This is a genomic window from Cytophaga hutchinsonii ATCC 33406 (assembly GCF_000014145.1).
Taxonomy (GTDB): domain Bacteria; phylum Bacteroidota; class Bacteroidia; order Cytophagales; family Cytophagaceae; genus Cytophaga; species Cytophaga hutchinsonii.
On the sequence record NC_008255.1, the window covers coordinates 4,276,965 to 4,301,559 of the forward strand.

The 24,595-nt window shown below is 38.7% G+C and carries 21 protein-coding genes; 12 read left to right on the top strand and 9 right to left on the bottom strand.

From position 1 onward, the window contains the following. Positions 1-107: 107 nt before the first annotated feature. From CHU_RS17995 to CHU_RS18005, 3 genes are all read right to left on the bottom strand, one after another. Positions 108-1,436, bottom strand: a complete 1,329-nt coding sequence (locus CHU_RS17995) for a hypothetical protein (RefSeq protein WP_011587043.1) — start codon at positions 1,434-1,436, stop codon at positions 108-110. A 51-nt stretch (positions 1,437-1,487) separates the two neighbouring features. Then, entirely contained in the window at positions 1,488-2,567 is a 1,080-nt protein-coding gene (gene prfA, locus CHU_RS18000; protein ID WP_011587044.1) for a peptide chain release factor 1, read from the bottom strand. Positions 2,568-2,629: 62 nt separating this feature from the next. Further along, positions 2,630-3,205, bottom strand: a complete 576-nt coding sequence (locus CHU_RS18005) for an SRPBCC family protein (RefSeq protein WP_011587045.1) — start codon at positions 3,203-3,205, stop codon at positions 2,630-2,632. Between the two features lie 314 nt (positions 3,206-3,519). Here CHU_RS18005 and CHU_RS18010 point away from each other — a divergent pair, with 314 nt between their 5' ends. The 3 genes from CHU_RS18010 to CHU_RS18020 are packed head-to-tail and all read left to right on the top strand — an operon-like array spanning position 3,520 to position 6,821. Next, on the top strand, positions 3,520-3,834 hold the full coding sequence (locus tag CHU_RS18010; RefSeq protein WP_011587046.1) for a hypothetical protein: 315 nt from the start codon (positions 3,520-3,522) through the stop codon (positions 3,832-3,834). 54 nt (positions 3,835-3,888) lie between these two features. Continuing rightward, positions 3,889-6,219 (top strand): TonB-dependent receptor, encoded by a 2,331-nt coding sequence (locus tag CHU_RS18015; protein WP_011587047.1) that lies wholly within the window; start codon positions 3,889-3,891, stop codon positions 6,217-6,219. 11 nt (positions 6,220-6,230) lie between these two features. Then, positions 6,231-6,821 (top strand): hypothetical protein, encoded by a 591-nt coding sequence (locus CHU_RS18020; RefSeq protein WP_011587048.1) that lies wholly within the window; start codon positions 6,231-6,233, stop codon positions 6,819-6,821. A 62-nt stretch (positions 6,822-6,883) separates the two neighbouring features. On the opposite strand, the gene CHU_RS18025 is transcribed toward CHU_RS18020, so the two are convergent. Further along, a complete protein-coding gene (locus CHU_RS18025) occupies positions 6,884-7,588 on the bottom strand; it encodes a hypothetical protein (RefSeq protein ID WP_041932490.1) in 705 nt (234 codons plus the stop codon). 101 nt (positions 7,589-7,689) lie between these two features. Here CHU_RS18025 and CHU_RS18030 point away from each other — a divergent pair, with 101 nt between their 5' ends. Next, positions 7,690-8,871: a class I SAM-dependent rRNA methyltransferase gene (locus CHU_RS18030; protein ID WP_011587050.1), complete on the top strand. Its 1,182-nt coding sequence runs from the start codon at positions 7,690-7,692 to the stop codon at positions 8,869-8,871. A gap of 143 nt (positions 8,872-9,014) precedes the next feature. Beyond that, entirely contained in the window at positions 9,015-10,544 is a 1,530-nt protein-coding gene (locus CHU_RS19635) for a hypothetical protein (RefSeq protein WP_011587051.1), read from the top strand. Positions 10,545-10,677: 133 nt separating this feature from the next. On the opposite strand, the gene CHU_RS18040 is transcribed toward CHU_RS19635, so the two are convergent. From CHU_RS18040 to recF, 4 genes are read right to left on the bottom strand one after another with little or no spacing between them, the layout of a single operon-like run. Next, positions 10,678-11,226, bottom strand: a complete 549-nt coding sequence (locus CHU_RS18040; protein WP_011587052.1) for a hypothetical protein — start codon at positions 11,224-11,226, stop codon at positions 10,678-10,680. 6 nt (positions 11,227-11,232) lie between these two features. Next, positions 11,233-14,568 (bottom strand): PKD domain-containing protein, encoded by a 3,336-nt coding sequence (locus CHU_RS18045; RefSeq protein ID WP_011587053.1) that lies wholly within the window; start codon positions 14,566-14,568, stop codon positions 11,233-11,235. Between the two features lie 15 nt (positions 14,569-14,583). Beyond that, entirely contained in the window at positions 14,584-14,901 is a 318-nt protein-coding gene (locus CHU_RS18050) for a DUF721 domain-containing protein (protein WP_011587054.1), read from the bottom strand. Further along, positions 14,894-16,027, bottom strand: coding sequence for a DNA replication/repair protein RecF (gene recF / locus CHU_RS18055; RefSeq protein ID WP_011587055.1), 1,134 nt, complete (start codon positions 16,025-16,027; stop codon positions 14,894-14,896). Before recF ends, CHU_RS18050 begins: the two co-directional genes overlap by 8 nt. Before the next feature lie 57 nt (positions 16,028-16,084). Here recF and pdhA point away from each other — a divergent pair, with 57 nt between their 5' ends. The 4 genes from pdhA to CHU_RS18075 all read left to right on the top strand — a co-directional run bounded on the left by pdhA (position 16,085) and on the right by CHU_RS18075 (position 19,788). Further along, positions 16,085-17,128, top strand: coding sequence for a pyruvate dehydrogenase (acetyl-transferring) E1 component subunit alpha (gene pdhA / locus CHU_RS18060; protein ID WP_011587056.1), 1,044 nt, complete (start codon positions 16,085-16,087; stop codon positions 17,126-17,128). 25 nt (positions 17,129-17,153) lie between these two features. Beyond that, positions 17,154-17,861: a tetratricopeptide repeat protein gene (locus CHU_RS18065; protein WP_041932492.1), complete on the top strand. Its 708-nt coding sequence runs from the start codon at positions 17,154-17,156 to the stop codon at positions 17,859-17,861. 80 nt (positions 17,862-17,941) lie between these two features. Then, positions 17,942-18,421 (top strand): 6,7-dimethyl-8-ribityllumazine synthase, encoded by a 480-nt coding sequence (gene ribH / locus CHU_RS18070; RefSeq protein ID WP_011587058.1) that lies wholly within the window; start codon positions 17,942-17,944, stop codon positions 18,419-18,421. Positions 18,422-18,453: 32 nt separating this feature from the next. Continuing rightward, entirely contained in the window at positions 18,454-19,788 is a 1,335-nt protein-coding gene (locus CHU_RS18075) for an aspartate kinase (RefSeq protein ID WP_011587059.1), read from the top strand. 153 nt (positions 19,789-19,941) lie between these two features. Here CHU_RS18075 and CHU_RS18080 read toward each other — a convergent pair whose 3' ends face one another. Then, positions 19,942-20,427 carry a regulatory protein RecX gene (locus tag CHU_RS18080; protein ID WP_011587060.1) on the bottom strand — a complete coding sequence of 162 codons (486 nt, stop codon included), beginning with the start codon at positions 20,425-20,427 and terminating at the stop codon, positions 19,942-19,944. Positions 20,428-20,458: 31 nt separating this feature from the next. Between CHU_RS18080 and CHU_RS18085 the strand changes: the two genes are divergently transcribed. The 3 genes from CHU_RS18085 to CHU_RS18095 all read left to right on the top strand — a co-directional run bounded on the left by CHU_RS18085 (position 20,459) and on the right by CHU_RS18095 (position 24,589). Beyond that, positions 20,459-21,745: an MFS transporter gene (locus CHU_RS18085; protein WP_011587061.1), complete on the top strand. Its 1,287-nt coding sequence runs from the start codon at positions 20,459-20,461 to the stop codon at positions 21,743-21,745. After that, on the top strand, positions 21,636-24,200 hold the full coding sequence (locus CHU_RS18090; protein WP_238379312.1) for a bifunctional UDP-N-acetylmuramoyl-tripeptide:D-alanyl-D-alanine ligase/alanine racemase: 2,565 nt from the start codon (positions 21,636-21,638) through the stop codon (positions 24,198-24,200). Before CHU_RS18085 ends, CHU_RS18090 begins: the two co-directional genes overlap by 110 nt. 152 nt (positions 24,201-24,352) lie before the next feature. Continuing rightward, on the top strand, positions 24,353-24,589 hold the full coding sequence (locus CHU_RS18095; protein ID WP_011587063.1) for a FeoA family protein: 237 nt from the start codon (positions 24,353-24,355) through the stop codon (positions 24,587-24,589). The last annotated feature ends 6 nt before the right edge of the window (positions 24,590-24,595 follow it).

Below are 24,595 nucleotides of genomic sequence, written 5' to 3' on the forward strand. Positions count from 1 at the left end.
TAAAGTTTTGATAAAGATATAAAGGGATCCAACAAGTAAAACTTGTCTTGATTAAAAATACTGTATCTGAAGCTAAAAACATAACATTCAAGCCTCTAATTTATTTCTTATTTGAATTCATATGCTCCGGCATCAGGAGTACTGTCACGATTTCCAGCTGCAATATCATCCGGCACACCAACACCCGTGCAGAGGTCGATGGCAGAAGAGCCTGCCGTAAGTGAAAAGTCAAAAGCAGATGGTTTGGAAAAAAGCGGATTGCTTGTTATAACATTTGTATTGGTGCCCATATAGGCAGACCGCCAGATACAGGACTGCAGGCTTAGGGAAGGTGTGTTGTTTGCAGTGACCTCATTGGATTTATCTCCCCACAAGATTGAGTTCAATACGTACATTTTTAAGGAACCCATGTTGCTGCCAAGCACAAGATTCGTTTCTTCCCTGAAAAATCCGGAAGAATAATTGGCAAAGGTACAATGCTTCCAGACTCCACAGCCTGCCGTATGTTTGAGTAATGCTTTCGGGCAATCACTTAAAACCAGATTACTTCCGGCCAGATCAACCTCCTGTGCATCAATTAAGCGGACACTTGCATGAAGTAAAAACGTATGGTCTAACGATAATTCGGCAATTGTATCTGCATCAATCACAGGAAAGAGTTTGATTGCAGTAGAGCTGTTGCGTATTGTTGCCCAGGAAATAACATTACCTGAACTGCTGGACTGGAAGATTAGTCCGCCCCATTGTCCGCGGTCATCTTGGGCAGTTTTGCTTAGTTTATCGGAAGCAAACAGCAGCGGCTCTGAAGAAGATCCCTGCGCGATAAGTGTTCCACGCACGTTGAGTGCGGCTGCAGTGTGAAAATAGATTTTGCATCCGGGCTGTATGGTTAAGGTACAACCGGTGTTAACCTGTAAGGTGTCGTAGAGGACGTACGGTTTATCATTCACCCATACAGCATCACAGGCAATGCTTTCCTTTCCAAAGAAATGCGCATCTTGCCCATAAGCAGAAAGCAATACTTTCTGTCTGTTCGTATTCGTATAAAAGAGTATTGAATCACTTACAAGAAAAGGCAGGTCCTGATTCGAAGGGTCAATCAGAACTTTCACCAGGACATAAATACTGTCGTTTCCACGTATATCAATATCGGATATAGAAGGGCCATTCAAACCATTAACAATAACAGAATATGCAGAGTTGCTGCCGCCTGCAAGCGTTACGCTGGAGATCCGGATTTTATTTTTACCGGGATTATAAACAAGCAATCTTTTTGTGATGCTTCCGACACTTGAAAAGAGCGTGTCAAAAAATACAGTATCTTCAGAAAATTCCAGCCGGTCACTCGGATCCGTGCTTAAAACCTCATCTTTCCGCATGCAGCTTAAAAATTGCAGGACGAGAATAAAAACAACAGGGATGCGGTTCAATTTCATGCGATATAAAAGAAAAGGGCTGGCAAACTGCCAGCCCTTTTAATGAGTATGTTAAGCAGTTTCCTGAGCGCCTTCTTTTAAACGCTCGGCATTTTCTGCCAATCGGAGTTCTTCAATAAAATCATCAATATTACCATCCATTACAGCTGGCAGATTGTGAACCGTATGCCCGATGCGATGATCGGTTACGCGGCTCTGCGGGTAATTGTATGTGCGGATCTTATCAGAACGGTCACCGCTCCCGATCATTGAGTTACGTTCTTTACCCAACTCATCCTGTTGTTTTTTGTATTCAATCTCATAGATACGGGAACGAAGTACTTTCAACGCTTTCTCAAAGTTTTTGATTTGAGATTTTTCATCCTGGCATTGAACAACCGTACCTGAAGGAATGTGTGTTAAACGGATCGCAGAATAGGTAGTGTTAACGGATTGTCCGCCTGGTCCGGAAGAACAGAAGGTATCTTTACGGATATCATTCATGTTAAGCTGAACATCCAGTTCTTCTACTTCGGGCAATACCGCTACAGATGCAGCAGAAGTGTGAATCCGTCCTTGTGTTTCTGTTGCAGGTACACGCTGTACGCGGTGTACACCGGATTCAAATTTTAATTTGCCGTACACATCTTCACCGGAGATGCCGCAGATAATTTCTTTATAACCACCGGAAGTTCCTTCTGTAGCATCGATCAGTTCCATCTTCCAGCCCATGCGGTCACAATAACGCTGATACATACGGAAGATATCACCTGCAAATATAGATGCTTCATCACCACCTGTTCCACCTCGGATTTCAAGGATAATGTTTTTACTGTCGTTAGGATCTTTCGGGATCAGAAGTTCTTTAATAACCAATTCAATATCGTCCTTCTGAACAGCTAACGTTTCAAGTTCTTCTTTAGCCATTTCTCTAAAGTCCGGGTCTTTTTCAACACTCAGTACTTTCTTAGAACTTTCAATATTGTCCAATATGTTTTTATATTGAGCGTAAACCTCAACAATTTTATTTAGCTCCTTGTATTCCTTATTTAAGGAGGCATAGCGCTTCATATCCGACATAATATTCGGGTCCAGAATTGCTTCTGCCACTTCATCAAATCGGGATTTTATAGCCTCTAATTTGTCAACCATGATTGTTTCTGTAATTAATATGCAAAGATAGAAAAAGGAAGGCAGAAAAAGGAGGGAATGTGCTATAAGCCTGAAACCGGAGCTGTTTTTTTAGTTTCAACAATTGATTTCAGGTGAATAAGGCTTTCCTGGAACAGAGAACCGGCAATATTATCCATTAAAAGAATGATGTAGCGGTTCGGTAGATGAAAACCTACATCTCCATCCAACGAAATTGAAACCTGAGTAGAAGAGTCCGAAATGCTTGTAAGTTGAATATTACCCTGCGTATTGAATCGGTTATTAATCAATAATGAATAAGAAACATGGTCATTTAGCTCATTATCAATAATTTCTATTTTCCCTTTTCCTAATTTATCGCCCTGATAAGACATACCGCTTCCTATACCCTGTGGTGGCCCAAAGAAATTCTGCTCAAGAGAGAAATCCTTGTTTTGATTTAGGGAAGTCCAGACTGTCCATTTTTGGATATTATTAAGATATGGGAAAATCATTTTACTCGGCCTGCTGATAATTACAGAACGCTCTACATGATAGGATGAAGGCAGAATAACGCCTATAACTACCAGTAATAAAATTATAGATAGTAAAAAAAGTATTCCTTTTTTAAAACGGTTACCAATGATCAGAGTTGACATAATATAATTTAAACAAAAAGCACAACTTTATATACGGGGGAATTTAAATAGAGTTAGTGTTTTTATATTTTCAATCGGGAAATTATTGCGCTTAGTTATTTATCCATTCAAAATCTTCTTCAAGTTACATAAATAATATAAATATTTATATGAAGGAGAGGCAATTCAAATGTAAAAAACGATAGAAAATCGTCGCAGAAAATTTCTGTTTACACTCCCTGAACTACAATAACTCATCTGTTAGAGCTCGAATTATCTAGCATTCAGCAGATTTAATAAATATTTTTTGTAATTGAACTTAAATAGGTTGTATTTTGTATACTCAGGTGTTGCAAAAGAAACGGACATATCAGTTAATTATAAGCATAGCATTATTGCTGTTTGTGCAGGTTGTAATTCCAAATTTACACAACCACAAAGAGCAATCGTATGCACAGGGGATCAACGAAGATTCTGGTGAGCATTGTCTTATCTGCTCGCTCGATATTGTTGCAGCCGACTTTATTCTTCCTGCAATTTTTTCAATTCTTTTACTTGCGCTCATCTTTAAACTGGCATATGCTGAAACAGCACGCCAGTCAATCGTTTTTTCTATACACGCTCAAGGCAGAGGCCCGCCACGTTACTAAGCATTTCAGTTTAGCAGACAATCAAGTCTTTTGTTGGTTTAATTCAGTTAACGTGTGAAAAAGTTTGTTTTTGCATGGGTAATTGTTTGTATTTCTATTATTGAACTGCAGGCACAATCCATGCATGTATCATCGTATTGTTCAAATAAAATTTACGGATTTATTCAGTATCAAAATACGAAAGAACCGGTTGCCGGTGCATTGGTTTTTGTGCAGGAACTTAATAGCTATGTACTTTCAAATACAGAAGGTGTATTTGAGATCGACTCTTTGTGTGAAGGTGTATACAGATTGCATATAGATATGGTTTCATGTTTTCATAAAGACACAACCATAATTGTTCCTGTAAAAAATTCCATAGTGATCAGTATGGAGCAATCTTCTGATGAAAAGGAAATTATTATCATAGATCCGCTGCACACAAATCAACCGGAAATAAGTTCGAAGGAAATATTGGAGAAAGATGAACTTGCACGGTTAAGAGGCACAAGTTTAGGTGAAAGTTTAAAATCCATTCCCGGCGTTTCAGCTATACAAACCGGTCCTACCATATTCAAGCCTGTTATTCAAGGTATGTATGGTTCAAGGGTTTTAATTTTGAATAATGGAATACGGCAGGAAGGACAGCAATGGGGCAACGAACATGCTCCTGAAGTAGACCCGTTTATCGCCAGCCGCATTACAGTTATCAAAGGTGCACAGTCTATCCGGTACGGGTCTGATGCAATCGGAGGTGTTGTATTGCTGGAGCCGGAAGAGCTGAATACATTCCGTGGGACAAAGGCCCTCTTAAACCTGGGAGGCTTTAGTAACAACAGAGCGGGCGTGGTTTCAGGGATCGTAGAACATGGTTTTAAAAACATGCCGGGTCTTGCTGTACGTTTGCAGGGAACGCTTCGTAAGGGCGGTAATACAAAGACACCTGATTACTGGCTGAAGAATACGGGCTTTCAGGAAACTAATTTTTCCTGGGCTGCAGTCTATCAGCGTAACCGCTGGGGTGTTGAAACATTTTACAGCCAGTTCAATACGGAGTTGGGCATATTTTCCGGATCACATATTGGTAATGTAACAGATCTGATTAATGCAATCAATAACGATCAGCCTGCGGTAACATCCGGATTTTCCTATGCCATTGAACGTCCGAAGCAAGTAGTAACGCACGAACTCTGGAAAAACAAAGCATATTATAAATTCGGACAGAGCCGGCTGGTATTTGAATATGCACGTCAATACAACAAGCGCCAGGAGTATGACAGCCACAAAGCGTACAATCCAAACTTGCCTGACCAGGCACAGCTGCAGTTTGAACTGACAACTCAACTTATACAATCGTATGTAGAACATACGATCGGAAGGATAAAAGGGGTAGTTGGCGCGGCATATATCAATCAATCCAATACATATGAAGGAAGATATTTTATTCCCAATTTCCGCAGCAATGCCATTGGGCTTTATATAACGGAATCATACCAGGCGTCTTTAAAGACAACGATTGAAGCAGGCTTGCGCTACGATTATAAAACGGTGCAATCCTATTATTATGAAAATAATAGTTTGCAGACACCCGATCGTTCTTTTCAAAGCCCTACCGTAAGCGTTGGTGTTGCAACAGTACTGAACGACTATTTGAATCTTCAAACCACAGCCGGTACGGCATTCAGACCTCCTAACGTAAATGAATTGTACAGCAATGGCGTGCATCATGGAGCCGCGGCCTACGAGATCGGAAATCCTGATTTAACGTCTGAACATTCGGTAAATGTTTCGATGACATTAAACTATGTCTTTAAAAAATGTTTTGGGTATTTCCATACCTATGGATATTATTTCAACAATTACATTTATTTAAAGCCGGCATTTCCGCCTACATTAACCATACGCGGAGCTTTTCCGACATTTGAATATACGCAGGTGAATGCAACGTATGGCGGCTTTGATATTGCATTTAATGACAGCCTTTCAAAGCATCTGATTTATTCAACGCGTTTATCACTTGTCAGTGCATACGACCGTACACAACATGACTGGCTGATATATATTCCGCCCACAAGGTGGCAAAATGGCATTAAATATCTGCTTCCATCGAAAGGAAGGATTATAAAACCATATCTGTCGCTTGACGGTATCTGGGTTGCGCATAAAAGCAACACACCTGCAGATGGAGATTATAAATCACCGCCGCCCGGATACTTCCTGCTTCAGGCAGAAATCGGAACACATATAACCATTGCTAAACAAGACATGCTGGTAACGCTGACAGGTCAGAATTTGCTGAACACGCGTTATAGAGATTATTTAGACCGCTTCAGATATTATGCTGATGCAGCAGGGAGAAATATTATTCTCCGTTTGCAGATACCATTAGATTTTACAAAAAATTAAAAAACAGTATTATGAAAAATTACACCAATTCAATCGTAAACATATGCTTGCTTATAGCTGCATTAAGCACATTCGTATCTTGTAAAAAAGATGATAAAGATGTGGCAAGTCCTGTTAATCCCAACGAAACAGAACTTGTAACGACAGTAAAATTAATCATTAAGCCCGTATCAAACACTGCTGCTGAAATGTATGCTTCTTATCGTGATTTAGATGGAGATGGCGGAAACGCGCCAATCATTGATACGATTCGATTAGATGCGAATACGGAGTATCATGTACAGGTATTGGTTTTAGATGAAACGAAAAATCCTGTTGATACAACATCAAAAGAAATAGAAGCAGAAAAAGACGAACACCAATTTTTTTATTCTAAAATTGGAACATATGAGTTAACAACAAACTATCTCGATTTTGATGATAACAATGTTCCGGTAGGTTTGAGTATGAATATTCAGACAGGATCTGCTTTCGTTCAAAAAACAAATAAACTTCAGGTTGTATTAAAGCATCAGCCAGGCTTAAAGCCAATAACAGGTAATGGCAACGCATCACTCGGAGAAACAGATCTTGAAGTAAACTTTCCGATACTGGTAAAATAGTTAATTAAAAAGCCCTTACTAAAATCAGTAAGGGCTTTTTAATTAACTATTTTACGAATGAATTAGTATTGATACAACCTTGCCTGCTGAAGTTGTTTTTTTTCTGGCGCAGCAGCTTCTCTCGCACTTAAATTTGTTCTGAAACCAATGAAGAATGTTAAAATATTTGACTTCGATGGTGTGCCAAATGCAGCATTTGGTTTAGATTTTTCTGGTACTAAATTATAACTGTCTCCATAAAAATTGTTTAATGTATATTCAAGCCCAACGGTGAAAGCTTTCATATTGAAACCAACCATAGCAGAGTAGTTTATTTTATTTATGTCATTATTGTTATTTCTTTTACTTTTATCGCCATCCAAAAATACTTTTTCTTTGTAGTCAATCTGAGCTAAGAACTCTCCTGCCGCATAGAAATAAGTTTCTTTGTCCATATTGCCAAACTTAATGCCAAGCGGAACACTCAGACAATATGCACGGCTTTTAACAACAAGCGTATCATACTTTAAAATAAAGCCAACGTTTTTTATACCAACACCGGTGTAGATGCCAAACTTGTTACCAAAATCCTTGTGAGCCTGTATGGTATAATTTACAAATGGCGCAAAACGTAAAATACCGGTTACGTTGTTTCCGGCACTATCCTGCACAAGCCCTTGCTGGAATAAGATTTTATTTTCAAATACACCATACAGTTTTTTATTCTGGGCGTATCCAGCGAAGCCTGAACATAAAATAATAAAAAAGGCTAAGGTATACTTTTTCATATCAATCAATTTATTAGATAGTTGTGAGGGTGTAAATTAAGTATTTTGAACACTTATTATCAAGTTAATTCAATAACTTTACAAATTAAAATAAAGTTACTATGGCAATTCCGATTCTTCAGTTAAAAAAGGGTAAAGAGCGTTCAATCAACAACCGCCATCCGTGGATCTTTTCAGGGGCAGTTGCAAAATTACCTGAAAACGAAGAAGGAACAATTGTAGCTGTTACAGATTTCGAAAACAAAAAACTGGGTTATGGATTTTTATCGCACAAAAGCCAGATTGTGTGCAGAATGTTTGAGTGGGACACTCTTACAGAAGAAGTTCTTACAGAAAATTATTGGGCAGTTAAATTAAAAAATGCGTTCGCACTGCGCCAGACAGTTATACAATTCGGAAAAACAAATGTTTATCGCTTACTGCATGCAGAAGGGGATTTTTTTCCGGGCATTATTGCGGATGTATATGCTGATGTAGTGGTATTGCAGGTATTGATACGCGGCGTAGAAAAAATTGTGCCGGCCATTCAGAAAGCCCTTGTTGAAATTGGTTTTAAGCATATTTATATAAAAGCAAAAACATCATCAACGGTACTGGAAGATATACGTACAGGAAGCGGCTGGCTGCTTGGCGGGGTAGAAGTACCGGTCATTGTTAAAGAAAACGATGTGTTGTTTGAGGTTGATTTTATTGATGGACAGAAAACCGGATTCTTTGTTGATCAGCGTGAAAACAGAGAACTGCTGCGTTCCTATTCAAAAGGTAAAAAAGTATTAAATACATTTTGTTATACCGGAGGCTTCAGTGTATATGCGGCTTCAGGCGGTGCAGAAGTCGTTGACTCGGTTGATATATCAAAAGAGGCTGTTGCGCTGGCTGGAAAAAATATGGAGCTGAATTATCCGGGTTATAAGCACGGTACGATTGCGGCAGACTGCTTTGATTTTTTAGGAGATATTGAAAAGGATTATTACGATATTATTGTTCTTGATCCGCCTGCATTTGCAAAATCTGCCAAAGCAGTTGCTAATGCCTGTCGTGGTTATAAGCAGATCAATTTAAAAGCATTCCGTAAAATAAAGAAAGGCGGCTTGTTATTTACCTATTCCTGTTCGCAGAATATAGATAAAGACCTGTTTCAAAAGATTGTTTTCGGCGCAGCGGCAGACTCTTATAGAAATGTGCGTATCATACATCAGATGCATCAGCCGGCAGATCACCCGATAAACATTTACCATCCGGAAGGTGAATACCTGAAAGGACTGGTACTCTATGTTGAATAATTTTTTTCAACCGTTATCAGTTATACAAAAGGGAAATACTGTTTCGTTATAACAGATATCCTTTGTTAAAGCTTCGGTAAGCACTTTACTAATTTCAATGTAATGTGTATCTTATAGTATTAAATTAGTAAGAGGGTTAAAAAATGATAAAATCAATTTACATAACATGCTTCTTATATGTACTTTCGTTTTTTGCTCTTGCTCAAAACGAAGAAGGTTCTCTGAATTTGCTTGTAAAAAAAGTTGAGAACATCTATTCGGCCGTTGACGAAAATGAAAATTATGTATTGGCTTTTAAGACCCCCACACAATTTGAATTTGCGTTTTATGACAATGCAAATAAAAAAACAGGAGATATTTTAATCACAGTACCATCTCAACTGCGCAAAGATATTTACTTAGGCCTGCAATTACAGAATGACAGCTGTACGTTGTATTTTTTCAGTGAAAAAACACGTGCAATAACACAGCTGAATGTGATACGTGCCAGCGGACAAACAACAAGAAGAACCGTGGGTGAGCTTGCATATACAGACAAATATCTTAAAAGTGTTTTTTTAAACAACAAATTTAATTTGCTCACGGTTACACAAGGCAAGAGCCAGATTAACGTGCACGCCGTGGTGGATGGCAAGATGCAGAACCATACGTATCCCATCGAAATGCCTGACATGTATAAACGGTTAAGCAATGGAAATAATTTATTAAATGAAGAAGCGGATGTTACGCTTGGGATCGACCGGATATATTACGACATCGAAAACAATGTAAAGTCTTCCCGCGCAACAAAAAAAATATATGCGTTCGATCAGTATATTTATCTGGTATTTGACGATCCGGATTATTCGCATGTAATACAATTAAATCTGGAAGATAACACATCTGTATACAAGCAATTTTTATTCAATCAGGACAAAGGAAATAATTCATCTAAAAAACAAGGCAATTCATTTTTGCTGAATGGAATTTTGTTTCGTATTACCATGAATCCGGATCAGCTTACGTTTACAGCCATTGATATAAATAGCAATAAAACATACGGAAGCTTTTTTTCTACTCCAAACAATACCATAAACTTCAAGAATGGGCCCATTATTCAGGAAAACAGTGAAGACAAACACCGGGTGCTTGAAGACAATGCCGCGTTTTACAAAAAAGTGCTAAACAGTAATTTAAGCATAGCTGTAAATCAACGGGACAGTATCTATATTGTCGAAATAGGGAGTTACGAAGAATATGTTTCCAATAATTATAATGGACCAAATGGCGGCGGCCCTAATATATCCATCGGAATGGGTATGGGCATGGGCATGGGTATGGGAGGCATGGGCATGGGCATGGGAAATATGGGTTACGGAGGTTACCCATACAGCAATTACGGGTGGGGTTCTCCCGGGTATTACAACGGCTACAACGGTTATTACCCATATAACAGCAGTACAACTACTATACGTACCCTATATTTCCATTCTATGCTGGATACAAGTACGTTTAATCACGAAGAAGGTATTGTACCCATCTCACTTAGGGAGCGTGTCAGCAATTTCGAAACCGGCGTGTTTAAAGACAAAAAGCCCGAATTGATCAGAATCGTTGATTTTAAAGAAAAAATACTGATTGGCTATCTGTTACCGAATAAAAATATCTTTCAGATGTATTCTTTTGTTAAATAATACAAAAGAGCGGTTACCTCTGTTTACCTTGTTGGTATATATAAGTAATAGATAACAATTTCCTATTCATAATTCCTGTTAAAGTGAAAAGCGGCACAACTTCCCAATGTGCCGTTTTTCTTTTTTTATAGGCCTAAAGAAGCTTTAAGGAGCTTACCTGAGCGGTAATTTCAACTTCGGATTGTTCAAAGACTGGTGCAGGGCAATCAATAAAAAATTGGAAACCGTTTCCGTTTGAATGTATGCCATGGATAATAACTACCTTGTGCTGCGTCTTATTTTTATCTGTGTACACAGCCCAGTAGCCAACCGTATAAGGAATTTGCAGCAAGCCATCCGTATGAGTAAATGTTTTTGTGATTTTAAATCCGTCTGCTTTCTGAAACATACTTAAGGAAGCAAGTGAATAGGCTTTAATAGATGCACCGCGGGCATTTTCTACCTTGCAGGATTGTGTAACAATAAATGTGTTAGTTGAATCTGTTTTTATAGGGCTGCGCTGATAATTTACAACTTCTATCCCTTGCTTTTTATCATAGGTAGAAGATGTTTTGGTCCAGTCGGCAGTGGTTTGATATTGAATGGTGCGTTTTACCGAAACAGTTACAGCGTTTTGATCCTGCTGCTGAGAGTAAGCCGAAAAACAAAATAAGTAAATAGCAATTAAGGGAAGAATACGCATCTTGTCTTATTTATCAATAATGATCTGAACCCAGCTTTTACAGCATTTACCATATGGCGGGCAAACCAGGTAATAATATACACTCGAACTCAGACCCTCTCCGCAGAATTCATTGTTATACGAATCTGTTTTAAATATAGCTTTGCTCCATGGGTTATACACTTCAACCTTCCAGTTTGGATACAAGCCTTTTATTTCGAAGCAATCATTTTTACCATCATCATTGGGGGTAAACAAATTCGGAATCTGAATATCATCGAGTACAAGAGGTATAGTAGATTCTATAAAACAGGTATCATTGGCATAGACCTTTACTTTTATTATATATTTGCCGCCTTTGGCATATTCATGAACAGGAGATTGTACGGTTGTAGTTGTTCCGTCGCCAAGGTCCCAAAGGTATTTTAGCCTGCCTTTGCTTGGGTTACTAAAGCCAATGGTAGGTTTGCCATAACAATGGGTCATGTTCTCCCAATTGATTCCGGGTATTAATGTAGGCACATGGATAGTAAGTGTATCTGTATATACGCAGGTACTTGTATCAATAACCGTCAGGTAATAATCACGGGTAATACTTGGGAAAAACTGCGCATCGCATACTGCAGGGTTAATCATCTCAATTGACGGAGCCCAATTGTAAGTATAATATGGATTACAGTTTTTCAGAATGCTGATTGTATCTCCGGGACATATAGTAGTATCCGACAAGGTGATGCCAATGCCTGGAATGGCAAATACATTCAGCGTTTTTGTGGCGGTGTCTTTTCCGATACAGGTTGTAAGATCTGTAGCAATCAGTTTAATGTGATATGTACCGGGCGTTGGATATGTATGCGTGACAGGTCCTGGTCCGTTTATTTTTGTGCCATCACCAAGGTCCCATTCAAATGCTACACCACCCGTACTGGTATTGGTTAATGTAACAGTAGTTGGTCCGCAGCCGATAAGCGGATCCATGATGAAGTCAGCACGCAGGCTGGAAAGATCGTATTTAAAGCAGGCGTTGTTGCAGTTGTCAGATCTGTTAATTTTTGAAACAGCATTGTCACTTGTAGGAAATCTGGACGTACCTCCGCAGCTACCGCAAACGGATTGATACACAATACCGTTTTTATCAAAACGGCTTGTACCGCCATCAACGTGATCATCTTCATCGACTCCGCCATAAAATGTTGCATAAAGCAGACTTTTGCATTCTTTTTCTAACACGAGTAGATAAAAATCAGAACCATCGGTAGTTTTATAAAGAGCGTCGGGAGAGGTCTGTAAATTATTTGTAGTACCTCCTAAATATTGATTTGGATTTGTATTTGGACGCTGAGGACGCGGATACCATGGGTTAATATTTGTATTACCTCCCCATCCTGAAATTAAAATATTATCGCAGCTGTTAACCAAAAATGCAGTCGGAACAATACTTACCTGATGTTCTGTATAACCAAACGTTGTAGATAACAATGATTGAGAAAGAGTCGGATTAAGTTTTTGAATAAATTGTCCTGTCTTAGCTTTTCCATATACCCCTTGTGACATAGGGTAGTCACCTAATGATTGTCCTAATATATAAATATTTTCAAGGGCATCGAGTTGGATAAAAAAGCATTGATCATACGATTCCGTTCCCACATAAGTAGCATGTAATAACGAGGTGCCATCCGCACTTATGTGTGCAACAAAGCCATCAATATCTCCAGCAGCTAAGGTTGTTTTAATACCTGAAGCTGTACCGGGCAAATCTGTACTGGTTGTGCCGCCTGTTATGTAAACTGTTTTGTCTGTAGTTACGCGTATAGAATAACCAACATCATAGCCTGCCCCCCCAATGAACGTATTCCACAGCATGGTGCTTAAATCTCCTGTAAGCTTACAAACATAAGCATCCATGATGCCATTAAACGTTTTATCATAACCAGGAACTGAAGTGTTAATTATATCCGGTGAATATGTTTTTGTTACGATATAAACATTGTCAAGCTCATCACAAAAAATTTCTCCTCTGAGCTGGTCTCCATAGTTTCTTGTAATGGGTTCGTACTCACTGGAAAAACCATCGTTAGAACTGCCTCCAATTAGTGTTGAATGTTTTAAATTGCTACCGTCTTCGCTGAGTATAGAAATAAACAGGTCGCTTCCTTCATCAAAGAAAATCGGCTCATAGGGGCCAAATGGCATGGAATAATCACCATAATGAAATGTTTCATCATAGGCTCCTGTAGTAGTAGGAAATGCTTTGCCATAGCTACCACCTGAGCTTGTAAATCCAAAAAGCACAAGTTCTTTTTTGCTGTTTACAATACAGCTGCTCGGCATTTCTGTTTCAATACCTCCTAAATATGTAGCATAACGTAATTCTCCCAAAGGGCCGAATTTCATAATTGCTATGTCAACATCATATAAATCATTTCCTACAAAATTAACCTGATACGCTCCTGTAGTAACCGGATATCCGAATCCAAAAGCAATTCCGACCATGTACGTATTGCCATCATCATCATATGTTGCTGAATTACCCCAATTATCTACATAAGAACCTGAATACGTAGAAAAGATTAACTGCGGATCAATTACAAGCGGATACCGTTTATTATATCCCTTCGGAAAAACAAAACTCAGCACATTATCATTCAAGCGAAACTCGCATGGCACAGCAACATTACTGCCATCAATTTCCTGATAAGCAAACGGCTTCTGCTCATAAAAATCAGTTACTGACGTTTCAATGATAAGCTCACCATTTTTTAAATAAACACTATCGACGCCGTTATATTTTAATTGAATAAGTGCAGGATTTGCGCCGGGCTTCAAATGAAATTCATATTTAAAACCTGTTTCCTGCCCAAAACAAACCAATGAAGTTTTAGGGTAAATATCATTAAGAATCGTTTTTCCATAAGCATGGGCATTGCCACCCCATTTACTCTTGTCGTTACCTTTAAAATAGTTGTAATTATATGTTGTCGGATCGATTCCATCAGTAGAAGAAATCGGATTGCAACCTAAAAAAGCTACTTCGTAGGCATGTGCCTTAACTGGTCCGGGTTTTAAAATATCGCCGCCTCCGCTTCGTTGACTGGATGTATTTGCAGAAGGATTGCTGTGGCCATGGCTATGATGACTTGCCAGAGATTCTCGATCGTAAAAATTAAACAGAAAACGGTTTTTTTCAATGTATAACTGCCCGGAAGGAATTTCAGACCGATAGAGTACATTCTCTTCCCACTGCCCTTTATTTTCAATAAATAAGCCGCCTTTTATTTTTTCGGGCACAAACTGGCTGTACGCTGGCAGGGAAACAAATAAAAAAAATACAAGCTGGAATAGGTAAGTACGGTTACTATTCATAAATAATGGTCTAGTTTAAAGAAAGATCACATCTTCCAGAACTTTATCCCCCGAAGCCTTATTAAGTAACTCCACAACTTTGTGTTTTGACTGGTTTAATTCGTGTTTTAAGGGTGCGGATGAAAGATGGATGTATAGTTTCTTATTACGGATATACAGATTAGTAGTTCGCTTTGCGATGGGTGTACCCATGATTTTCTCCCAATTCTGAATAATATAGGTTTCTTTGTATTTACCACGCACGCGTAGCTGATCCATCCAGTTTTCAATGGCGTCGCCTATGCTCAACGAATCTTTTTTTCGCTTAAAATCACGTTCGGGTTTATTATACATCTGTATTTAGTTCTGATTGGGAAGGGGGTGACTGTTCTACTTTACCCCGGTCAATTATAAACATACGAAAATCTTTTGTATTTGACTGAAAAAAGATGGAAGACCTGTCCGGGCGGGCATCAGATATAAATAACTGACCAGTAATGTATTTCTGAACAAGATGAATGAGTTTTTCGATGCGCAAATCGTCCAGCTTATCAAAAATATCGTCCATTAACAAGATGGGATTGTGACCGGTGCACGCTTTCAAAAGTTCGTATTGGGCAAGTTTAAGCGCAATTACAAATGTTTTTTGCTGACCCTGCGAACCATAGTGCTTAATTGGCTCGTTATTGATCAAAAACTTAAAATCATCCTTATGAACACCTTTATTCGTACGTTGCAAAATCAGGTCTTTTGAATAGGAATCTTTGAAAACCTGTTCAAAATCAGCCGACAGAACGTTTGTTTCATACTCAATATCCGTTGCCTCATGATCAGGAGATAGTAAGGAATAATATTCCTGAAAAATGGGCAGTAGCCGTTTCAGATATTCGTCGCGTTTCTGAGCAATTATTTTACCCGATTGCAGCAGATTGTGGTCATAGGCATCCATTAAAATACGGTCTACCAGCATACCGTCTGCCGCTTGTTTTAACAAGGCATTCCGCTGTTTTATAAAGTGATTGTATCGGATAAGTGCATCCAGATATACATGGTCTGCCTGTGAAAAAAGTGTATCAAAAAATCTTCTCCGGTCTTCTGAACTGTTGCGGATCAGATCAGTATCATGCGGGGTAAGTACAATCGCAGGAAAGCGGCCGATATGTTCAGATATTTTGGCATAGGGTTTCTTGTCGACGGTGAAACTTTTCTTTTTACCGTCAAAATCATATTGAATTTTAAATTCTTTTGCATTTTCCTGAAACCATCCCAATGCCGAAAAATATCCCTGGCCGGTGGTTATGGTTTGTTGGTCCGTTGTACTTAAAAAGCTCTTAGTCAAACACAAACAATAAATACTATCCAGCAAATTGGTCTTCCCGCTGCCATTTAAGCCTGCAAATAAGTTGATCCCGGCAGAAAAAGACAGTTCCAACTCGGGGTAGTTCTTGAAATTTAGCAGACTTATCTTTTCAATATACATGAATTTTATTTATTTTAGCCCTTCAAAGTATACTGTAAACAGCACAAATAAGAAGAGATGGCAAGTGTTAAAGAAAAAGCGAAGGATAACACTAAAACAAAGGTAGAATCCGCAGGAGCATTTACCAAAGAAACATACCTTTTCTGGTATGAAAAAATGCAATTGGTAAGAAAGTTTGAAGAGAAGACAGGACAACTTTACGGTCAGCAAAAGATAAAAGGTTTCTGTCACTTATACATTGGCCAGGAAGCTTGTGCTGCAGGTGCAGTGTCAGCATTAAAGAAAGGCGATCATTATATTACGACATACCGTGATCACGGCCAACCATTGGTTTTAGGAACAGATCCCAAAGCAATCATGGCTGAGATGTACGGAAAAGCAACAGGTATTTCTAAAGGCAAAGGTGGTTCTATGCACATCTTTGACAAAGCAGTAAACTTTGCCGGCGGCCACGGTATTGTTGGCGGCCAGATTCCGCTTGGCGCTGGTTTGGCATTTGCAGAAATGTACAAAGGTACAGATAATCTGTGTGTATGTTATATGGGTGATGGCGCTGTTCGTCAGGGTGCATTACATGAAACATTCAACTTAGCCATGTTGTGGAACATACCGGTGATCTTCGTTATCGAAAATAACGGATATGCGATGGGTACTTCTGTACAGCGTACATCTAACGTAACAGAATTATATCAAATCGGCGAATCATATGACATGCCCTCTGAAGCAGTAGATGCAATGAGCGTGGAAGAAGTTCACTTGTCTGTAGCAAGAGCTGCTGAAAGAGCCAGAAGCGGTGGCGGCCCTACATTATTAGAGTTCAGAACATACAGATACAAAGGTCACTCTATGTCTGACCCTGCTAAATACCGTACCAAAGAAGAACTTGAGTCTTACAAGGCACAGGATCCGATTGAAAAAGTTCGTGCTGTAATTTTAGAGAAAAAACATGCTACGGAAGCTGACTTAGAAGCTATCGATGCTAAAATTAAAGCAACCGTTGAAGAAGCAGTGAAGTTTGCAGAAGAGTCTCCATATCCGGATGCTTCTGAAGCATACAAAGATGTTTATACACAAGAAGATTACCCATTCATAATAGAATAATACCAATACTTTTTACAAACCAATAATGGCTGAATTAACCGAAAAAGGTGCTGAACAAAAAGCACACGTACTTGCAGATAACAAATCAAAAATGACTGCAGAACAATTGATTGAAAAATACAAAAACCCTGCTATTATAGGCTTAGGAGTTATCGTTGCTTTGATCGCTGCATTTGTATTCTACAAATACAATCAATCTGAAAACAATACCGTTGCACAGGAAGAAATGTACAAAGCGGTATTTTATTTTGAACAGGATTCGTTAGAATTAGCGTTGAAAGGCGATGAAGCTAAAGGGATCCGTGGCTTACAGGAAGTAGCGGACGAATATTCCGGAACAAAAGCCGGCAAACTAGCTGCTTTCTACACAGGTATTATTTATTTGAAACAAGCTAAATTTCAGGAGTCAATCGATTACCTTGAAAAATTCAGCTCAAACGAAGGTATCCTGCAGGCACGTAGCTGGGCTGCAATGGGTGATGCATATTCTGAATTAAATGATCTGGAAAATGCCATTAAGTATTACAAAAAGGCTGCTGATCATAAAGGTAATGAGCAAATCACACCTACCTATCTCATGAAATTAGGATTAGCGTATGAATTAAACAACAACTGGAAAGATGCTTCTGATGCATATGATAAGATAATCACTGATTATCCAAAGTCTCAGGATGTAGCAGACGCCAAGAAGTACAAAGCAAAGGCACAGGCTGCCCTTTCTGCTTCCGAATAATCCAATCAACAATCATCGAAAGCCAAAAGGGATAAAGCAAAAGTTTTATCCCTTTTGTTGTATAAGAGAACATAAAAAATATGTCAAGCGCAGATAAAAATCTAAGCAGCTATTCCGGGGAAATTCCAAATCTGTCTTCTAGAGTATTCGGCATTGTTGTTGCCGAATGGAACGAAGAAATTACAGAGCCTTTGTATGAAGGTGCAGTAGAAGTACTTTTAAAACACGGCATTCCCAAAGCAAATATTATCCGGACCAATGTTCCCGGCACATTTGAACTGAGCCTTGGGGCACAATGGCTGGCAATGAAAAAAGGAGTAGATGCAGTTATCTGTCTGGGTTGCGTTATTCAGGGTGAAACGAGACATTTCGATTTTATCTGTAACGCAGTATCAATAGGCATCACAGAGGTAAATCTGAAATTTAATAAACCGGTAATTTTTGGAGTATTAACAACCGACAACAAAGAGCAGGCTTTTGATCGTGCCGGCGGCAAGCATGGCAACAAAGGCGATGAAGCAGCGATTACAGCGCTAAAAATGCTGGCACAAACGATTTAAATCAAGTAAGAACAATTAATAGATAATAGATAATGAGAGTTTTAAAATTTGGAGGTACTTCAGTAGGGAAACCAGAGCGTATGCACTCTGTCGCTAAATTAATCTCTAGTCCGGATCCTAAAGTAGTTGTATTGTCTGCTGTGTCAGGCACAACAAATGCTTTGGTAGATATATCAACTAAATTATGCAAGAAAGATATCAAGGCGGCAGAAGACGCTATTGAAAAACTTTTTACCCCATACCACGCATTCGTAGAAGAATTATATACAACCGAAGCAGGTAAATATAAGGGCCACGCGATCATGCGCACCTACTATGAACTGATAAAAAGTTATGTAACGGCACCTTCTTTCGGCGACAAAGAAACGCGCTTTTTTTTGGCACAGGGCGAATTGATCTCTACAAATTTATTTCAGGAGTACCTGGCCGAACAAGGCTATTCATCAGCGTTATTGCCTGCGTTAGAATTCATGAAGACAGATGCGGACAGTGAGCCGATGCTTGAGTATATTGAAGAAAAACTGAACGAACAATTAGCAAAACATCCAAACAAGCAATTATACATTACACAAGGATATGTTTGTTTAAATTCAGATGGAGAAGTTGACAACCTGAAACGCGGCGGTTCTGACTATACAGCTACGTTGATCGGTGCTGCGCTTCGTATGGAAGAGATTCAGATCTGGACAGACATTGACGGTATGCATAACAACGATCCGCGTATCGTAAAACGCACCTTCCCGATCCCTGAAATTTCATTTGATGAAGCTGCTGAGTTAGCATACTTCGGAGCAAAAATTTTACACCCCACATGTATCCGTCCGGCACAGGTACGTAAAGTACCGGTACGGTTATTAAACACCATGCAGCCTGAACAAAAAGGTACTGTAATAAACAGTAAACCTTCAGACCGCGATATTACTGCGATTGCTGCAAAGGATGATATTACTGCAATAAAAATAAAATCAAGCAGAATGCTTCAGGCGCATGGCTTCCTTCGGAAAGTGTTTGAAATATTTGAAAACTATAAAACATCTGTGGATATGATCACAACTTCTGAAGTTGCTGTTTCATTAACTATTGATGATGCCAAAAACTTAGAGCAGATTGTAAAAGAATTAAAAGAATTCTCTATTGTAGAAGTCGATACCGATCAGACAATTATATGTATTGTTGGTAATTTCGGAAAAGAAAAAACGGGAATCAGCAAACGGTTGTTTGATGCTATGGAAACAATTCCGGTAAGAATGATTTCATATGGCGGAAGTGCTTCAAACATTTCTATTCTTATTAACAGCACGTTGAAAAATGAAACGCTGAACGCTTTGAATGAGCGGTTGTTTTTTCAGGCGGAAACAGTGAAGTAGTTGCCAGGTGCTGGTTGCCAGACGAAAAAAGTACGGAGTATAGAGTACAGAGTACTTAGATAATAAAATAGAAGAGCCTTTTACATTTAATAGATGTAAAAGGCTCTTCTATTTTATTCTATTGTCTGGTAACCAGTAACACAATAGTGGAAACTAATCTCTTGCACCTGCTTTCAGAATATCCCAAACAAGATCCGACTCAAAGCCTCTTGAAATTAGATATTGAGCAATTTTATGCGTTTTTTGATAGATATTTTTTACGGTACTTTCGCGGGATTTTTTATCAATAATTTGATGTATGGTAGACACATAATCATCCTCTTCGATTTCTTTTAATCCGGATTTTATACAATACGGACTCAATCCCCTCATTTCCAGTTCTCTTATTATCTTATTCCGTCCCCATTTTTTTACCCGGAATTTGCCGCCTGCAAATGCCTTTGCAAACCGTTCTTCATTCAAAAAATTGTCTTCAATTAATTTTACAATAATTTCTTCTACTTCAGCGCTTTTTATGCCATATTCGTATAACTTTATGCGAACTTCCTGTTGGGTACGTTCCTGGTAAGCACAAAATGATGCAATTTTTACGAATGCTTGGGCTGGAGTATAAACATGAGTTGTTTTGGATGCAGACATTTGGGACGCAACAATTTAGATAATAGATTAATTGACGAATAAAAAAACATTAGCAATTTTATTAACGGCAAATGGTGTATCAAGCTTTGCACAAGGCTTTACCATGATGTCAATACCTTATTATTTCAATAAGATAGATAATTATTCTTTTTTTAGCTTAAGCTTAACAATAATCACCTTAGCTTCTTTATTCTGGGCACTTTACGCAGGTTCTATTATTGATGGTTTCAACCGTAAAGATGTATTTCTGGGCACCAATTTCGTTGGCGGTATTGTTATTCTTTCTATTGCTTCATTAGGCTTCAAAGAAGGAAGTTTAACCAATATATTGATAATAATGGTATATGCACTTACCATGTTTGGATATGTTATTCACTACCCGAACCTCTATGCCTTTTCCCAGGAATTATCAAAGCCAAAAGATTACACGAAAATAACATCTTTAATTGAAATTGTTGGCCAATCAACCGTAATGGGTTCTGCAATTATGGGTACCATGTTACTGAAAGGGATGGATGATTTTCAGATTCCGTTTACTCAGATACATTTAACATTGGAAAGATGGGAAATACATGAAATCTTTTTATTCGATGCAATCGCCTATTTTGTTTCTTTTCTTATCATTTTATTGATCAAGTATTCGCCAAATATGAAACTTGTTATTTCAGATGAAGGTACATTGTACGAACGTCTCAAAACCGGTTATATGTATTTGCGCAACAATCAGCTCGTTGCTTTATTCGGAATCTGTTCGTTTGTAATATTTATCGTTGTCTACATCGAGCAGTTTGCTTTAATGACACCATACGTTTTGAATCACTTAAAAGAAGATGCTCCGGTATTGGGATTAACAGAATTGATGTATGGCCTTGGTGCATTATTCTCCGGAGTAATCATTCAGACTTTATTCAGTAAAATGCCCGTGCTTAAAGCGGTAGTGTTATTAACGTTTGCAACCGGCGCTATATTTTTACTAAGCTCTCTTACATGCGCCGTGATCATATTTATCAATGTGGCGTTCCTGAAAGGATTTACAAACGCCGGTTCACGTATTTTCAGAGTTACGTATTTGTTTTCGCTCATTCCAAACGAATTGGCAGGTAGAGTAAACAGTTTCTTTAACGTAATGAATACAGTATTCAGATTGATTTTCTTGTCCATCTTTACATTGCCATTTTTCATGGACGGCTCCAATATCGTTTATGCATATGGAATACTGGCTGTATTCTGTTTTATTGCAGGAATTGTATTACTGGTCTATTACAAGCAATTCTCAAAACTTACTGAATCCATACCTTCACACGATGAAGAGCATTGATATATCTGTAAATGAACTGCCCGGGATTGTTCAGGGTGAATGCATACAGCAATCGACAGAGCCAAACACATTCATAAAACAATTAGTAATTGACAGCAGAAAATTGATGGCTCCCGCAGGAGCTGTTTTTTTTGCTATTGATGGAAAACATCACGATGGGCACGCACACATTACAGAGATGTATAAAAAAGGTGTGCGTATTTTTATTGTTGAAAAAAGCATTTCGTTAAATGAAATTCCGCAGGCAGCATGTATACGTGTTAAATCGTCTGTTAGTGCCTTGCAGGCATGTGCAGCATACAGAAGAAAACAGCTTGACATACCAATCGTGGCGATTACGGGAAGTAATGCAAAAACAATTGTAAAAGAGTGGCTGAGCCAGACGGTAGCGGCAGATTATTCGGTTGTTAAAAGTCCTCGCAGCTACAACTCGCAGATCGGCGTACCGCTTTCAGTATGGGCATTAAACGAAAGGCATACCATAGGTATTTTTGAAGCAGGCATTTCTACTACAAAGGAAATGCAGGCGCTTCAAAAAGTAATTGAACCAACGATTGGCATTTTCACTAATATCGGATCTGCGCATGATAAAGGGTTTAAAAACAGAGAAGAAAAAATTCAGGAGAAACTGAAATTGTTTGCTGACTGTAAAGTGGTAATATATTGCAGCGATCACGAGGAGATTCATGCAGAAATAACGGCACAGCACTTGCCAACATTCAACTGGTCCCTGCAAAGCAGCGCCACAATTGAATACAGCATAGCAGCAAAAGATTCTTTTCAAACACAGATTGAAGTAAAAACAAAAGAACATCAAGGATTTTTTTATTTGCCGTTTGTAGATGATGCTTCGATTGAAAACGCACTGCACGTAGCAACAACGTTATTCTATTTAGGATATTCGATACAGGAAGTGTCCAGAAAAATTTCAGGCTTACAAGCAGTTGGCATGCGCCTGGAACTAAAAGAAGCAAATAACGATTGTTATCTCATTGATGATTCGTATAACAATGACCTGGCGGGGCTTTCCATTGCACTGGATTTTTTAGAACACGTAAAACAAAGCGAAGTAAAAACGGTCATCCTTTCTGATGTATTGGAGTCGGGCCTGGATTCAGCTGTACTATACAAAGAAGTTGCTTCATACCTTACAACGGCACAGGTACAACGCGTGATTGCAATCGGCAGCCAGATTACAGAACTTAAGAAGTGGTATAACGGCAGGGCTGAATATTATCCGACAACGGAAGCATTTATCAAAGACTTAACTAAAACTGTTTTTGAGAAAGAGATTGTTCTTGTAAAAGGTGCGCGCATTTTTCAATTTGAAAAAATTGTTTCCCGCTTACAGCACAAGGTGCATGAGACCGTTCTTGAAATAAATCTTGACGCACTCATTCACAACCTGAATGTATACCGCAGCAAGCTTAAGCCCGACACAAAGATCATGTGTATGGTAAAAGCTTTTTCATACGGCAGCGGCGGTTTTGAAATTGCACAACTGCTGCAATATCATGGCGTAGATTATCTTGCAGTGGCATATGCAGATGAAGGAGCAAGATTGCGGGAGAATGGTATCACCTTGCCCATTATGGTAATGAACCCGACGCTATCAAGCTTCGATACTATACTGCGTTATGAACTGGAACCGGAAATATACGAGCCGGTTTTATTGAAACAGATTATTGAGTATGCGCAGGCAAAACAAAAACACATCGGTATTCATATCAAGATTGATACCGGCATGAAGCGCCTGGGCTTTGAAAAGAAAGATGTCACTGAAATTGCGCAGCAACTAAAACATACTGAATTTGTGAAAGTGTATTCTGTTTTCACACACCTGGCTGCTTCAGATAGTGCGGAGCATGACGCGTTTACCGCGCATCAATTAAACTTGTTTGACGAAGTTATAAGCCTGTTTCAGACTACGCTAAATTACTCATTTATAAAACATGCAGCGAATTCTTCCGGTATCATGCGCTTTAAAGAAGCACACTATGATATGGTACGCTTAGGCATTGGTTTGTATGGCGTTGAAAGTGCTGGTTTATATCAAAACGAACTTCAGGCAATCAGTGTATTCAAAACACATATTTCTCAGATAAAAGAAATTACGACAGAAGAGTCAGTAGGATATAGCCGTAAAGGCCGTGTTACAAAGCCTTCAAAAATAGCGACCATTGCTGTTGGTTATGCCGATGGCTATAACCGCAGATTTGGGAATGGTATCGGAGAAGTACTCGTTAATGGTGTGCGTTGCCCCATCATTGGAAATGTGTGCATGGACATGAGCATGGTTGATGTTACCGATGCACATGCTGCACAAGGGGATGAAGTAATTTTATTCGGACATAATCCTACTGTTTCAGATCTGGCTAAACGCATTGGTACAATACCGTATGAAATACTTACCAGTGTTGGCGCCCGCGTGAAGCGTATTTTTTACTCAGAATAATTCATAACCGGAAATGCTGGAGATGTAAATTAATTCAGTATCAGAATAAAAATTAATCAAGTAAGAATCATGGACTTGGAAACAATTCTGTATATGTGTTTGCACAGCAAGCCCTCGGATTGTACCTTTGTTTAAAATAAGTCTAAATAAGAATGTCTATTCCAATCACCGTTAAAACAGTTGCAGATCTTATAATAGGAGAAAAGGGCATCATTTGCGGATTTACAGATGAAGAAACATCTTTAAAATTGCTTGAAATGGGTTGTTTACCCGGGTGTGAAATTGAATTGGACAGAAAAGCTCCTTTAGGAGATCCTATTTGCATTAACGTTTGTGGCTATACGCTTTCAATGCGGTTAGAGGAAGCTTCTACTATTTTGCTTTCGTAATAAATC